Raw genomic sequence first — 14,413 nt, forward strand, 5'->3', positions numbered from 1 at the left:
ACGGCACGCGCACAGGGCAGCAGTACCTCAGCGCGGCGCGGTGATGTCGATCGCCGCGCGTGCCGCTGCCGCCATGCGCTTGCGGTCTGCCAGCGCGTCGCCGGACAGTGGCGCAAGAAAGTGGACGGTCAGCCGCACGGGGCGCAGGCGCGCCAGTATGCGAAAGGCGTTTTTCAACCCGCTCTCTTCGCCGGCCCACGCTATTTCTTGCGTGTCCTTGCCGTAATCCAGGCGGATCGGCTGGATCGGAACATCGCGGTAGTTCGTCAGCGCGGATAGTAGGGAGGACTTGAACGGCAGCGTTCCGGTGCCGTCGGAGGTCGTACCTTCCGGAAAGATCGTAAGGGCCCGGTCGTCATCCATTGAACGGCGGACGGCCTCGACCTGCTCCGCGATGCTGCGCCGATCGTGACGGGCAACGAACACGGTACCGTTCATGTCGCACAGCCAGCGCAACGGGCCGATCCCGGCCAAACCGTCATGCGCGACGAATGCGCTGCCGGTGGTACCTGCGATGGCAAGGATATCGAGCCAACTGACATGGTTGGCCAGAAAGAACGCGCGCCCCGGGCAAGGCGTGCCGCGCACTTGTACCCGCAGCCCGGCGATTGCACCTGTGCTTGCCAAAAACCGGGGTGGTACAGGATTAGGCCGGATGAACGGTGCCAGCGTGTAGTAGAATATCACACCCAGCACGAGCGCCGCCAGCATCGCCAAAAGCCGCGTGATGATCAGGGGCCAGCCCCACCACGGTATGCCGCCGCGAAAAGGCCGATGCGCGGGGGGCGCTGGGTTCACTTGCGTGAGACGGCAAGGTCTCCGTCGTCGCGCTCAAGCTTTACGCCGAACAGTTCCATGCGATGGTCAACGAGGCGAAAGCCCAGGCGCTCGGCAATCTGGCGCTGCAGGGCTTCCAGTTCAGGATCCACGAATTCCAGAACCTGTCCCGATTCGACGTCGATCATGTGATCGTGATGCGCTTCCGGTGCGGCTTCATACCGTGCCCGGCCATCGCCGAAATCATGCCGATCGAGGATGCCGGCTTCTTCGAACAGCCGCACGGTACGGTAAACCGTGGCGATCGAAATGCCCGGATCGATCGCCGTTGCCCGCGCATGCAATTTTTCGACATCAGGGTGGTCGGTGCTTGCCGACAAAACTTTGGCGATCACCCGGCGCTGTTCGGTGATGCGCAGGCCCCGTTCGGCGCAGAGGGCTTCGATGTCGATGGGCTGGCTCACGTCGGACCTGTCGTTATGGGTGGGAAGGCAGACCCTTCAGATAGGACGGTCTGCCCTTAACCACAACCCGGATGGGCGGCGGCGCGCACAGGCGCACGGCCACCCATCTTTATAGTCAGGCTGCGACAGGCTTGGGCTTGCGGCCACGGCGCGTAGTGGTCTTGCGACCCAGGCCGATCTTCTTGGCCAGTTCGCGGCGCTTTTCGGCGTAATTGGGTGCGACCATCGGATAATCGGCCGGCAGGTTCCAGCGCGCGCGATAATCGTCCGGGGTCATGTTGTAGTGAGTCATCAGGTGACGCTTGAGCATCTTGAGCTTCTTGCCGTCTTCAAGGCAGACAATGTAGTCAGGCTTTACCGAGGACCGTACCGAAACGGCGGGCTCAGGCTTTTCTTCGACAACGACGACCGGCTCACCCAGACCGACAAGCGCCGCATAGACGTTTGAGATCAGCGTCGAGATGTCTTCCACCGCAACATTGTTGTTGCTGACATGGGCGGCGACGATATCGGACGTGAGCGTGATCAACGTCTCGTTCATGTCGTTCTGGATAGTATCCATGTGTATAATCCTTCGGTGCGACCGTATTCTTTAATGAGCTTCGCACTTGTTAAAGTGCGTGCGCGGCCTAGTGGCTCAATTTACACGCACGTGCAAGTTAAATTATGAACATAACAAAAATATCTTGTTGTTTTGGAAGTGAGGTTCAACCCTGAATCAATTCAGGGGAAATATCGCAGGCGAACGTCAGGGCGTCCAATCGTTCACCACCAGGGGTGCGGTAATAGTCTATGCGCTCACCAATTGAATAAAACCCGAAATTTCGGTAAAGTATTTCAGCTGTGTTACCGCGCCGCATCTCAAGAAGCAGACGACGCGCGCCGCGCCCGACCGCATCCTGGCGCAGGACGTCGAGCAAGGACCGCGCCAGCCCCCGCCGCCTTAATTGCGGGTCTACGCCTAGCAGGAGCAGTTCCTCTTCTTCGTAACCTGTGCGAGACAGGAAGAACGCCGCTGCCATGTCTTCATCAGCAGGCTTGTGGCCGTCCCGGTCCAGCAGGGCATAATGGCAATTCCCAAAAGCAAGCGCGTCTTCGACCTGTTTGCGGCTCCATGCCTCGCCATAGGCAGGGTCAAACGCGGTCGCCATGACGGCCATGATCCGGTCCACGTCGTCTATCATGCCTGTACCGCCGGTAACTTGGCATCGGGCGCGCGGCCATAAAGCGGTTGAGCCTGCGTCATCAGTGCATCGCGCGATAGATGAAGAAACGCGCGTGCATCGGGCCAGATCGCTGCGGCGCGCCCGCACTTACGGGCTCCAACCAGCGCCTTGGCCTGGTCTCCGACGACAAGCTGTTCGGTTGTAGTTTCGGCGGCTGTGTCCGGTCGCAAGGATGCGAGGGGCCGGGAAGGGGCGCCGCCGGCATCAAAGCCCTGGACGAACCATTCGCCATGTCCGCCCGTGGTCGCCACGGCCAGATCCCCCGCGCCTTCGCTGTGAAGGGCGATGGCGGCGATCAGCGACAGCGTTGGATAGCCTACCAATTCGGAGCCCCAGGCGAGGGCGAGGGCCCGGGCGGCGGCAAGGCCGACGCGCACGCCGGTGAAGCTGCCGGGGCCAAGAGCCACCGCAATGCGCGCCGCGCGTCCGCGATCCGGCAGCCGGGCGATCATCGGCACCAGCGCTTCCGCGTGGCCCCGGCCGAGCATTCGGAAATCGCCGTCCACCAGCAAATCGTCGGAAAACAGCGCAACCGAACACGCACCGGTAGCGCTGTCGATCACGAGAGTTCGGTCTGAAAACGAAGGTGCCTGCAGCGTGTCGGGCGTCACAGCCTGGGTCCGATCGCAGGCGTCAGGATCGTGTCACGCCGCGCGCACTTCGCTCACTTCGGGAACGTAGTGCTTAAGCAGGCTTTCGATGCCGTGCTTGAGCGTGGCGCTGGAACTGGGGCAACCCGAACATGCGCCCTGCATGGAGAGGTAGACTATGCCCTCGCGAAACCCGCGATAGACGATGTCGCCGCCATCATTGGCCACGGCCGGGCGGACCCGGCTTTCGATAAGATCCTTGATCTGCGCCACGATATCCGCATCCGCCGGATCGTCGCCGAAATCCTCGTCCTCGGCCGGGACGGAAAAGCCGCTGGCATCGCCCCCTGCAAACAGCGGTGCTTCCGACACGAAATGGTCTAAAAGGATGGAGACCACTTGCGGGCGCAATGCGTGCCATTCCACGCCAGGCGCAGCGGTGACCGATACAAAATCGCTGCCGAAAAACACGCCGGTCACATCGCCCAGATCGAACAACGCTTCGGCAAGCGGGGAAGCCTGCGCATCTTCGGGCGAAGTAAATTCGCGCGTGCCGGCAGGCATCACCTGCCTGCCCGGCAGAAACTTGATCGTTGCGGGGTTGGGCGTGGTTTCGGTTTCGATAAACATGATGACTTCCGATTTAGGTGAAGTGGCCCGAGGGTCAAGAGCAGGTGCGGCAGACTGCGCCGTAAATCGGCGCTATTCACTGGCCCTTAAGCTATGCAGCCCCTATATCGGTCGGGATGACACCTTCTCCGCGCGCCGCTCGCTCGCTCGCCTGCCTGCTTCTTCTTGCCCAGGCTCCGATTCCGTCAGTGCTCGCCAAGGAGGCTTCGGCTCCGGCGGCCACGCCTGCTATCGGCCAGTCCGATGCCTGGCTGTATCGCGGCAGCGACATTCCCCACGATCCTGAATGGCATTTCGGCGAACTGCCTAATGGCCTGAAATATGCGGTGCGCAAGAACGGCGTCCCGCCGGGTCAGGTTTCGATCCGCATTCGCGTGGATGCCGGCTCGCTGTACGAAACCGATGCGGAGCGTGGGTACGCGCACTTGCTGGAGCATATGCTGTTCCGCCAGTCCAAATACCTCCCCGAAGGTACCGCTATCGCCGCATTCCAGCGGTTGGGTGCCACGTTCGGCAGCGATACAAACGCTGTCACTTCCACCACCCAGACGGTGTTCAAGCTCGATCTGCCCAATGCCACGGCGGCTTCGCTGGACGAGACGTTCAAGCTGATGAGCGGCATGGTCACCGCGCCCACGTTGTCCGCGTCCAACCTGAAACAGGACCTGCCGATCGTGCTGTCCGAAATGCGCGAACGGGGCGGCGCATCGAAGCGCGTTTCGGATGCCATGCAAAAGGTGCTGTACGCCGGCCAGCGCCTGGCGGATCGTGAGCCGATCGGCACCATGCAATCGCTCACGTCCGCCACGCCCGAAAGCGTGCGCGCGTTCTATTCGCGCTGGTATCGGCCCGATAATGTGGCGGTGATCGTGGCGGGTGACGCCGATCCGGCGATGCTGGAATCCTACGTGAAGAAGTGGTTCGGCGACTGGCGGGCCAAGGGGGCAAAGGCCTCTGCACCCAGCTTTGGCGATCCGGTGGCCCCGGCGGGAACGGACGCCAGGAACCCGGTTGGCGAAACGCGCGTGCTGGTCGAGCCCGATCTCCCGCCGTCGCTGATGTATGCCGTGCTGCGGCCCTGGCGTCAGGTGACCGACAATATCGCTTACAACCAAGGCCTGATGACCGATTCGCTGGCGCAGGCGATCATCAATCGCCGGCTGGAATCCAAGGCGCGGGCAGGCGGCAGTTTCCTGTCAGCCTCGGTCAACCAACAGGACGTGTCCCGCTCCGCTGACGCGACGTTCGTTTCGGTTACGCCACTTGGCGACAATTGGGAAGCGGCCCTGCGCGATGTGCGCGGCGTGATCGCCGAGGCGCTGACCCGTCCGCCGACGCAGGCGGAGATTGACCGCGAGGTTGCGGAAATGGAAGTGTCTTTCCAGGTTCCGGTCGAACAGCAGCGCATTGCCCCTGGCGGCAAGATCGCCGACGACCTCGTCAACGCGCTTGATATCCGCGAGACGGTTGCGGCGCCCAATGACGTGCTGGGCATCTTCCAGCGCTCCAAACTCTTGTTCACGCCTGACGCGGTGCTGAAGCACACCCGCCAGTTGTTTACCGGCACTGTAACTCGCGCCTTGTTCACCGTGCAGAAGCCGGGCGTCGCCACGGATAAGGAACTGCGTGACGCGCTCATGAAGCCGGTCAAGGCGGACGCCGGAGCGCAGCAGGCCACACTCCCACCGGTTTCGTTCGCAACGTTGCCGCCGATCGGCGCGCCACAAAAGCCGGTTACCGATGCGCCCACCGGCCTGCTCGAAATCGAACAGCTGACGTTTGCCAACGGCGTCAAAGTTATGCTGTGGCCAGTGGCCGAAGAGCCGGGCCGCGTCATGGTCAAGGTCCGCTTCGGCGGGGGGTATCGTTCGTTCGACCCTAAGGACGCGCCGTATATCTCGCTGGGCAACTTTGCGTTGGTCGGGTCGGGCGTCGGCCCTCTGGGGCAGGAGGATCTTGACCGGATTTCCACTGGCCGCAAGATGGGCTTCGATTTCGACGTGAAGGACGCCGCATTCGAATTGTCCGCCGAAACCCGACCGCAGGATCTCGCTGATCAGCTGTACCTGTTCGCCGCCAAGCTCAACATGCCGCGCTGGGACGTGGCGCCGTTCATTCGCGCCAAGGAGGCGGCGAAGATCCAGTACACGACGTTCGCCACCTCGCCCCAAGGCGTGCTGACGCGCGATCTGCAGTTCTATCAGCGCGGGCAGGATCCGCGCTTCGCCACCCCGACGCCGGCACAGATCGAGGCGACGACGCCCGAAGGCTTCAAGCGCGTATGGAGCGAGGCGCTCAAGGAAGGGCCGGTCGAAGTCCAGATATTCGGAGACTTCGACAAGGCAGCCGCGATCGCCGATCTGGAGAAGACGTTTGGCGCACTCAAGGCGAGGCAGCCCGCGCCGGTCAGCGGTGCGATGGCGAAGATGGATGTGCCCAAGCCTTCGGACAAGCCGATCGTGCTGGTCCATCATGGCGATCCCGATCAGGCGGCGGCGGTCATTTCCTGGCCTACCGGGGGCGGTGCGATGGGTATCCGCGAATCGCGCCAGCTGGAAATCCTGACGCAGATCTTCACCAACCGGCTGATGGCCGCAGTGCGTGAAAAGCTGGGCGTGTCGTATGCGCCGTACGTCTATTCCACCTGGCCGGTCGATCTGTCCGCCGGCGGTGCGATTACGGCGGTGGCGCAAGTCGATCCCAAGTCCGTCAACGTGTTCTTCCAGACCGCTGACGAAATCGCACAGGATCTCATCGCCCGCCCGCCCACCACGGACGAGCTGGCGCTTGTCACTGAACCATTGCGCCAGCAGGTCACCCGCGCCGCGTCCAGCACGGCCTTCTTCATGAGCCAGCTGGAAGGTGCGACCAGCGATCCCTCGCGCATCGGCACTGTGCGCACGGTGCTGGGGGACTATACTGTCACCACCCCGCAGGCGATGCAGGCCTTGGCGGCGCGGTATCTGGGCAAGGACAATTCTTGGCGGCTCGAAGTGATGCCGGAAGGCAAGGCCAAGTGACGCGCCGCTAACGGCGGCGCGCTACAGGGCACGCTTTGCGCAACCGATCACGCTGATCGGGCAAAGCCACTTTGCATAAATTGCCCGTAGCGGGTAAGGGGCGCCTCTTGTCCGCGATTGCGGCAGGTTGCGGGCATTGTGTCCGTAGCATCGGGAGTATGTGACGTGGCGAGTAACTGGACACCGGAAAGCTGGAAAGCGCACGAGGCGCGCCATCTGCCGGTTTATGGCGACGAGGCTAAGCTGGGCGCGGTCGAGGCCACGCTGGCAAAGTACCCGCCGCTCGTCTTTGCCGGTGAAGCCCGCGCGCTCAAGGCCGACCTTGCGGAAGTGGCCGCTGGTCGCGGTTTCCTGCTGCAGGGCGGAGACTGTGCGGAAAGTTTTGCCGAATTCAGCGCCGACAACATCCGCGACAGCTTTCGCGTGCTGCTGCAGATGGCCGTCGTACTCACGTTCGCCAGCAAGCAGCCGGTGGTAAAGCTGGGCCGCATGGCCGGCCAGTTCGCCAAGCCGCGCTCCGCGCCCACCGAAACGATCGGCGGGGTGGAAATGCCCAGCTACTTCGGGGACATCATCAACGGTATCGAAGGCAACGCCGAGGCGCGTCGCAACGATCCGGAGCGGATGCTCAAGGCATACGGCCAGTCTTCCGCCACGCTGAACCTGCTACGCGCGTTCGCGCATGGCGGCTATGCGAACCTGCGTCAGGTCCACCAGTGGACGCTGGAACATATCGACCGCAGCCCTTGGGGCGAAAAGTTCGCGCAGATGGCCGACCGTATCGGCGAGGCGCTGGACTTCATGGCGGCGTGCGGAGTCGACCCCACCTCCGTTCCGCAGTTGCAGGGCACGGAATTCTACACCAGCCACGAAGCGCTACTGCTGCCGTACGAGCAGGCGCTGACCCGCCGTGATTCGCTGACCGGGGACTGGTACGATTGTTCCGCGCACATGCTGTGGATCGGCGATCGCACCCGCTTCGAAGGGTCCGCGCATGTCGAATTCCTGCGCGGGGTGGGCAATCCCGTAGGCATGAAGTGCGGTCCCAGCCTTGAGCCGGACGCGCTGCTGCGCATGCTCGATACGCTCAACCCCGGCCGCGAGCCGGGCCGGATCACACTGATCAGCCGCTATGGCCATGACAAGGTGGAAGCCGGCCTGCCCAAGCTGGTGCGAGCGGTGAAGCGCGAAGGGCACCCGGTGGTATGGTCGTGCGACCCGATGCACGGCAATGTCATCAAGTCCGACAGCGGGTACAAGACGCGGCCCTTCGATCGCATCCTGTCCGAAGTGCGCGGCTTCTTCGCGGTGCACCGCGCGGAAGGCACGCATGCCGGCGGTATCCACATCGAGATGACCGGCCAGGACGTGACTGAGTGCACCGGCGGCGCCATCGCCATCACCGATCAGGCACTTGCGGATCGCTACCACACCCACTGCGATCCCCGCCTGAACGGCGCGCAGTCAATCGAGTTGGCGTTCGAAATGGCAGACTTGCTGAACCTGGAAGCCACCGAAGGGCGGCGCCAAGCGGCCTGAGCTAACCTGTATCAATCCCCGCGCCCGGGCTCTGCCTGACGCGGGGATTATTTGCTTCCCGGTGCATCCTGCGCCCGCTTCGTTGGTTTGGTCGTGATGGAATCCGCTACCAGCCGTCAGCCGTCATGGCATGCTTCATCGGCGGTGGAGCGGTTTCGCTCCGTTCGCAGCCTCAGTGCTGAGCTTGCCGCGCCACTTTCGGATGCGGACGCAACTATCCAGTCGATGCCCGATGCGTCGCCGGCCAAGTGGCATATAGCGCATACGACATGGTTTTTCGAAACCTTCATTCTGCGCGATCTGCCCGGTTACCAGCTGTTCGACGAGCGCTGGCCGTTCCTGTTCAATTCCTATTACGAAGCCGAAGGCCCCCGGCACGCCCGGCCTATGCGCGGCATGCTGTCCCGCCCCTCCCTCGATGAAGCACTGGCGTACCGGGCGCATGTCGATCGTCATCTGGAAGATGTGCTGGATCGGCCCGAACTGGCTCAACTGATCACGCTTGGCCTCAATCATGAGCAGCAGCACCAGGAATTGCTGCTGACGGACATCAAGCATGCGTTGTCGCTTAACCCGCTGCTACCTGCATATGCGCCCAAGGGCGATGCGCGCGCGGTGGCCGGGTCGATGACGTGGACCGACCACCCCGGCGGCATCGCCCGCATCGGCCACGAAGGGGCCGGGTTCGCGTTCGACAACGAAGGCCCGGCGCACCGCGTGATGATCGAGCCGTTTGCCTTGGCCGATCGTCTCGTTGCCAACCGCGAATGGCAGATGTTTATGGCCGACGGCGGGTATCGCAATCCCGCCTTGTGGCTGTCGGACGGCTGGGCTTGGGCACAGGCGGAAGGTATCGACGCGCCGCTGTACTGGCGCGAAGATGATACCGCGTTCACCTTGTTCGGCATGGCAGCGCTCGATCCCGACGCGCCCGTCACCCACGTATCGTTCTTCGAAGCCGATGCCTACGCGACCTGGGCCGGGGCGCGATTGCCCACGGAATTCGAGTGGGAAGTTGCCGCCAGCGGCAGCGATCCTGCGCTGGGCAACCAGCTGGACGGCGCCATCGGCGTCCACCCCTTGGGCGCGCCCGGATTGTTCGGCGATTGCTGGCAATGGACGCGGTCTGCCTATCTGCCGTATCCGCGCTTTCGCGCGGCGGAAGGGGCGGTGGGCGAATACAACGGCAAGTTCATGTCCGGCCAGTGCATCCTGAAGGGCGCCAGCTGCGCCACGCCGCGCGGTCATTCGCGCGCAACGTACCGCAATTTCTTCCCTCCCGAAAAGCGCTGGCAGTTTACCGGCGTTCGTCTGGCAAAGGATGCCTGAACCCATGGCGGCTGCCGTTCGCGACCTGATCGATACGTCCCGGGATACTTTGCGGGCGCAATTTCGCCACGATGTGCTGACCGGGCTGTCGCAACCGCGCAAGGCGATTCCCGCGCGCTGGTTCTACGATCATCGGGGCAGCGAACTGTTTGAAGCGATTACGGTCCTGCCCGAGTACTACCCGACGCGCACGGAGACCGGCATCCTGATGGCGCACGCCACGCGCATCGGTCGGATGGTCGGCGCGCAGCATCATGTGGTGGTGGAGTTTGGCGCGGGCAGCGCCACGAAAACACCGCTGCTGCTCGATGCGATCTGGACCGCCGGGTACGTTCCCATCGACATCTCCGGTGCGTTCCTGCACGAGTCGTGCGACGCGCTGGCCGCGCGTTATCCCGAACTGCCGATCCACCCGGTCGAGGCGGATTTCACCCGGCCCGTGGCTTTGCCGGCAGACTTGAACGCGTTTCCCCGGCTGGGCTTTTTTCCCGGATCGACGATCGGCAACATGGAGCCGATGGTTGCCACCGACCTGCTGCGCTCCATGCGCGAAACGCTGGGCGGTGGAAGCCTGCTGCTGATTGGGTTTGACAGGATCAAGGCCGAGGTTGAGCTGGTTGCAGCCTATGACGACGCGCAAGGCGTCACCGCAGCCTTCAACCTCAACCTGGCAAACAGGATCAACGCGGAACTGGATGGCTCTATTCCTTTGGATGCCTTGGCGCACAAGGCGGTGTGGAACGATGAGCGCGCGCGGATCGAAATGCACATCGCGGCAACGCGCGATATCGCGTTCGATGTTTGCGGGCAGCCCTTCGCGATGAAGCGGGGCGAGACGATCCATACCGAAAACAGCCACAAGTATGACCCGCGCAGCGCCGACACATTGCTGCTGGCTGGCGGGTGGGAGCCACTTCAGGGTTTCGGCGACGCCGACGACAAGTTCATGGTGATCCTGGCCCGCGCCATGGGGGACGAGCAGACGGCCTGACATCGGCATTTTTCTGTTATTTCGTCGCTTGACGGCTTCGTGTCATCGCTGCAGCAATAGGCACATGACACGTTTTTTCCGGGCATCGAGCGCAACGCTCGCTTTCGCACTCGCCGTCGCGGCGGGACAGGTCTTGGCGCAGGACAGCGCCCCCTCCACCGATACTATGATGAACGAGCAGGTGAAGTCGTACGACTGGGTGCGACCTCAGGCCGATTTCGTGCGCAAGACGGTGATGATCCCGATGCGCGATGGCACCAAGCTGTTCACCGTCATCATCTATCGCAAAGGCGTTTCGGATGCGCCGATCCTGCTGAGCCGTACGCCGTACAATGCGGACAAGAGCAGCAGCCGCAACCGCAGCCAGAAGATCGAGGAGATCCTGCCGGTCGCCGATGCCGAGTTCGTCAATGACGGCTATATCCGGGTATATCAGGACGTGCGCGGGCTCGATGGGTCCGAAGGCGATTATGTGATGAACCGGCCGCTGCGCGGGCCGCTCAACAAGACCAAGGTCGATCACGCCACCGATGCTTACGATACGATCGACTGGCTGGTGAAGAACGTCAAGGAAAGCAACGGCGAGGTCGGCATCACCGGCTCGTCGTACCTTGGCTTCACATCACTGATGGCGCTGATCGATCCGCATCCCGCGCTCAAGGCCGCCGTGCCGCAAAGCCCGATGGTTGATGGCTGGATGGGCGACGACTGGTTCCACAACGGCGCCTTCCGCACCTTCGGGTTCGACTATGACCTGGGGCAGACCGTGAAGAAGGGCGGCGGGTCCGTGCCCAAGGGCAATGGCGATGAATATACCGCCTACCTAGAGGCCGGTTCCGCCATGGATTATGCCAAGGCCTATGGCCTCACCGACCTGCCGGTTGTTCGCAAGGTGCTGGAACATCCCACCTACGATGCGTGGTGGCAGGGCCAGGCGGTGGACAAGCTGCTGGGCGCCCGCAAGCTGACGGTGCCGACCATGCTCGTCGTCGGGCAATGGGATCAGGAGGACAGCTACGGCGCGCCTGCGGTGTATCAGGCGCTGAAGGCCAACGGCACGCCAAGCGACATGGTAAGCCTCGTGATCGGGCCATGGCGGCACAGCCAGGTCAATTACGAAGCGCGCGAACTCGGTCCGCTGAAGTGGGAAGGCGATACCGGCATGCAGTTCCGCACGCGCTACATGAAGCCATTCTTCGATTGCCACCTCAAGACCAATCCGCCCGCCTGCAACACCCCGCCCGTGTTGACTTATGCAACCGGGAAGGGCGGCTGGGAGGTATCGCAGCAATGGCCTGCCGGTGCGTACACGCCGCTTTACCTGGGCGCTAACGCGGGCTTGTCGTGGACCAAGGGGCAGGCGGGCAGCGACAGCTACGTGTCCGATCCGGCCAAGCCGGTGCCCATGCTGCCGCGCCCGATCCACATGCAGGGCGAGGAGTGGAAGACCTGGCTGGTGCACGACCAGCGCTTCGTCGATGGCCGTCCCGATGTGCTGAGCTACACCACCGGCGTGCTGGACAAGCCGGTACACATCAAGGGTGCGCCGAAGGTCGATCTGCACGCAGCCACCAACGGGCGCGACAGCGACTTCGTGGTCAAGCTGATCGACGTCTACCCGCAGGAAAACTCCGCCGATCCGACGATGGCGGGCTATGAGTTGGGCATCGGCATCGAGATCTTCCGGGGCCGCTACGTGAACGGCTTCTCGACGCCGCAGGCGCTGGAACCAGGCAAGGTCTACGACTTCAAATGGTCGTTGCCCAATGTCGATCACGTGTTCCTGCCGGGGCACAAGATCATGGTTCAGGTGCAGTCCAGCCTGTTCCCGCTGTACGATCGCAACCCGCAAAGCTGGGTGCCCTCGATCATGACCGCCAAGCCTTCCGACTACGTGAAGGCCACCGAGACGATCCACTGGGGCGGCGATGAGGCCAGTGCGGTCTGGTTGCCCGTTGCGCAGGATTAACGCGCAACGAGGCGTTACCGGCGGCGATCAGCTTTCGCCGAACAGTTCGCGCTGAGAGGATTCAATTTCCTCGAAGTAGCGCCGGCGGGCGTGGCGTTCGGTGACCACGCCCACCACCGTGCCCACGCCGTCCACCACCGCCAACTCGTCTGCCGCGACGAGATCGAACGCCTTGAGCATGGCGCGGATGTCGCTGACGGGTGACAAGGTATTGTCCTCCAGCGTTGCCAGGGTGCCGATCGGTTCGTCCGGGTCCAGTTCCGGATTCCAGGCGGCGGCGGTGGCCACGATGCCGGCGTAGTGCCCGGCCTCGTCCAGCAGGATCGCCTTGCTGGTGGAGCCCAGGGGCACCCGGGCGCGAAAGTCGGCAACCGTCAGCGCGGCGGGGGCGCTGGTCCAGTCCTTGCGCATGATCCGCCCGGCGGTAAGGGTCAGCATCCAGCCGATATCGCGCGGTGAGCGGATGATCGATCCGCGCACGTGCAGCCGCCACGTGGAGAACGAATACCCGAACGTCTCACGCGTCAGGGCGCTGGAAACCAGCGACGCGGTCAGCACCACGCCCATCAGCGTGAAATCGTGGGTGGTTTCCAGCACCAGCATAGCCAGCGTCATCGGGCCGCCGACCACGGATACGGCCAGCGCGCTCATCCCCACGAGCGCCGCGTCGTTGATGTTGAGGGTGATGCCAAGCGGCAGCATGCCCACCAGCCCGGCAAAGATGAGGCCCACCGTCGAGCCGAGGAACAGGGAGGCGAAAAACAGGCCGCCGCGAAAGCCGAACGCCAGCGAAATGGCCGAGGCCACGATCTTCAGCACCAGCACAGTTGCCAGGAACTGCAGTGCGGGCTGCATCGCGAGGTTGAGATGCATGGCGCCATGCCCCGCCGACAGGGTCTGCGGCGTTACCATAGCCAGCGGCATCAGCAGAACACCGCCGATCACCGGCTTCCAGCGCGATATGCGCCTTGCCTTCTGGACGTGGCTCTCCGCGAAGGTGACCAGCCGCATCAGCGCGATGCCCACCAGCGCGCAGACAAGGCCCAGCACGGTGTAGATGAAGTAATCGCCGGTGGAGATGGAATGGCTGGCGCTGCTGGCGATCAGGTAGGGCTCCACGCCCAACGAGCGGGTGATGAAGGCCGCGCCGAGCGACGCGGCGACGACCGGAGCGATGGCGGCCGGGGTATACGTGCCGATGACGATTTCGAATGCATAGAACGCGCCGGCAAGCGGTGCGCCGAACGCCGCGCCCACAGCGGCGCCTGCGCCTGCGCCCACCAGTGTACGCATGTCTGCGCGGCGCAGCTTGAACCACTGGCCCAGTATTGAGGCGAACCCGCCGCCCATCTGCGCATAGGCGGCCTCCAGCCCCACCGATGCACCAGCCCCGTTGGAAATCACGGTTTGCGCCGAGATGACGAGATTGTCGACGAAGGGGATACGCCCGCTGTGCAGCGCATTGGCTTCCACCACGTCGATCGGCGGCCTGCGGCGGCGGCGCAGGAAATGCGCCATGCCCACCAGCAGCAGCCCGCCGAACGGCAGAGCCAGCAATCGCCAGGGATTGCGAATTTCGCCCAGGGCGCTGAGGCGGTTGTCGGTTATGCCGTACAGCAGCCCCTGCATCGCGTGCGCGACGAACCCCTGGATATTCGTCAGCCAGCCTGCGGCCAGACCGGCGACAAGGGCCAGCACGATGAAAGCCATTTCGCTTTCACGCAGCCTTTGGCGCTGGCGGATGGCCAATGCCTTGAGCGTAGAGGGTGCCATCCGTCGCATCTGGCCGATTGGGCCGGGGTGGTGTTCGGAGTCAAGCGCAGGCGTGCGCAGTCAATGGGACGACCGTCGATTTACGGCATAGATCCTAAAGGCGCT

At 63.4% G+C, this 14,413-nt stretch carries 12 protein-coding genes; 5 read left to right on the plus strand and 7 right to left on the minus strand.

What is annotated here, in order from left to right; translation table 11 throughout:
• Nucleotides 1-27: 27 nt before the first annotated feature.
• The 6 genes from ASE49_RS05640 to ASE49_RS05665 form a co-directional block, all read right to left on the minus strand.
• Nucleotides 28-711: a lysophospholipid acyltransferase family protein gene (locus tag ASE49_RS05640; protein WP_082456323.1), complete on the minus strand. Its 684-nt coding sequence runs from the start codon at nt 709-711 to the stop codon at nt 28-30.
• Between the two features lie 83 nt (nt 712-794).
• Nucleotides 795-1,241 (minus strand): Fur family transcriptional regulator, encoded by a 447-nt coding sequence (locus ASE49_RS05645; protein ID WP_056769210.1) that lies wholly within the window; start codon nt 1,239-1,241, stop codon nt 795-797.
• A gap of 115 nt (nt 1,242-1,356) precedes the next feature.
• Nucleotides 1,357-1,803 carry a MucR family transcriptional regulator gene (locus ASE49_RS05650; protein WP_056769212.1) on the minus strand — a complete coding sequence of 149 codons (447 nt, stop codon included), beginning with the start codon at nt 1,801-1,803 and terminating at the stop codon, nt 1,357-1,359.
• A gap of 145 nt (nt 1,804-1,948) precedes the next feature.
• Nucleotides 1,949-2,425 (minus strand): GNAT family N-acetyltransferase, encoded by a 477-nt coding sequence (locus ASE49_RS05655; RefSeq protein WP_056769215.1) that lies wholly within the window; start codon nt 2,423-2,425, stop codon nt 1,949-1,951.
• Nucleotides 2,422-3,078, minus strand: coding sequence for a tRNA (adenosine(37)-N6)-threonylcarbamoyltransferase complex dimerization subunit type 1 TsaB (gene tsaB / locus ASE49_RS05660; protein ID WP_235522854.1), 657 nt, complete (start codon nt 3,076-3,078; stop codon nt 2,422-2,424). Before tsaB ends, ASE49_RS05655 begins: the two co-directional genes overlap by 4 nt.
• 33 nt (nt 3,079-3,111) lie before the next feature.
• Nucleotides 3,112-3,687, minus strand: coding sequence for a NifU family protein (locus ASE49_RS05665; protein ID WP_056769217.1), 576 nt, complete (start codon nt 3,685-3,687; stop codon nt 3,112-3,114).
• A 116-nt stretch (nt 3,688-3,803) separates the two neighbouring features.
• On the opposite strand from ASE49_RS05665, the gene ASE49_RS05670 reads away from it, so the two are divergent.
• The 5 genes from ASE49_RS05670 (at nt 3,804) to ASE49_RS05690 (ending at nt 12,535) form a co-directional block, all read left to right on the plus strand.
• Nucleotides 3,804-6,707, plus strand: a complete 2,904-nt coding sequence (locus tag ASE49_RS05670) for a M16 family metallopeptidase (protein ID WP_056769220.1) — start codon at nt 3,804-3,806, stop codon at nt 6,705-6,707.
• A 165-nt stretch (nt 6,708-6,872) separates the two neighbouring features.
• On the plus strand, nt 6,873-8,246 hold the full coding sequence (locus ASE49_RS05675) for a class II 3-deoxy-7-phosphoheptulonate synthase (protein WP_056769222.1): 1,374 nt from the start codon (nt 6,873-6,875) through the stop codon (nt 8,244-8,246).
• Nucleotides 8,247-8,342: 96 nt separating this feature from the next.
• Nucleotides 8,343-9,575 carry an ergothioneine biosynthesis protein EgtB gene (gene egtB / locus ASE49_RS05680; RefSeq protein WP_056769329.1) on the plus strand — a complete coding sequence of 411 codons (1,233 nt, stop codon included), beginning with the start codon at nt 8,343-8,345 and terminating at the stop codon, nt 9,573-9,575.
• 4 nt (nt 9,576-9,579) lie between these two features.
• Entirely contained in the window at nt 9,580-10,566 is a 987-nt protein-coding gene (egtD, locus tag ASE49_RS05685; RefSeq protein ID WP_056769225.1) for an L-histidine N(alpha)-methyltransferase, read from the plus strand.
• A 64-nt stretch (nt 10,567-10,630) separates the two neighbouring features.
• A complete protein-coding gene (locus ASE49_RS05690) occupies nt 10,631-12,535 on the plus strand; it encodes a CocE/NonD family hydrolase (protein ID WP_056769227.1) in 1,905 nt (634 codons plus the stop codon).
• A 27-nt stretch (nt 12,536-12,562) separates the two neighbouring features.
• Here the strand turns inward: ASE49_RS05690 and ASE49_RS05695 are convergent, their stop codons facing one another.
• On the minus strand, nt 12,563-14,308 hold the full coding sequence (locus ASE49_RS05695) for a chloride channel protein (RefSeq protein ID WP_442945944.1): 1,746 nt from the start codon (nt 14,306-14,308) through the stop codon (nt 12,563-12,565).
• Nucleotides 14,309-14,413: the final 105 nt, after the last annotated feature.

The sequence above is a fragment of the Novosphingobium sp. Leaf2 genome, assembly GCF_001421325.1.
In the GTDB taxonomy this organism is placed as follows: domain Bacteria; phylum Pseudomonadota; class Alphaproteobacteria; order Sphingomonadales; family Sphingomonadaceae; genus Novosphingobium.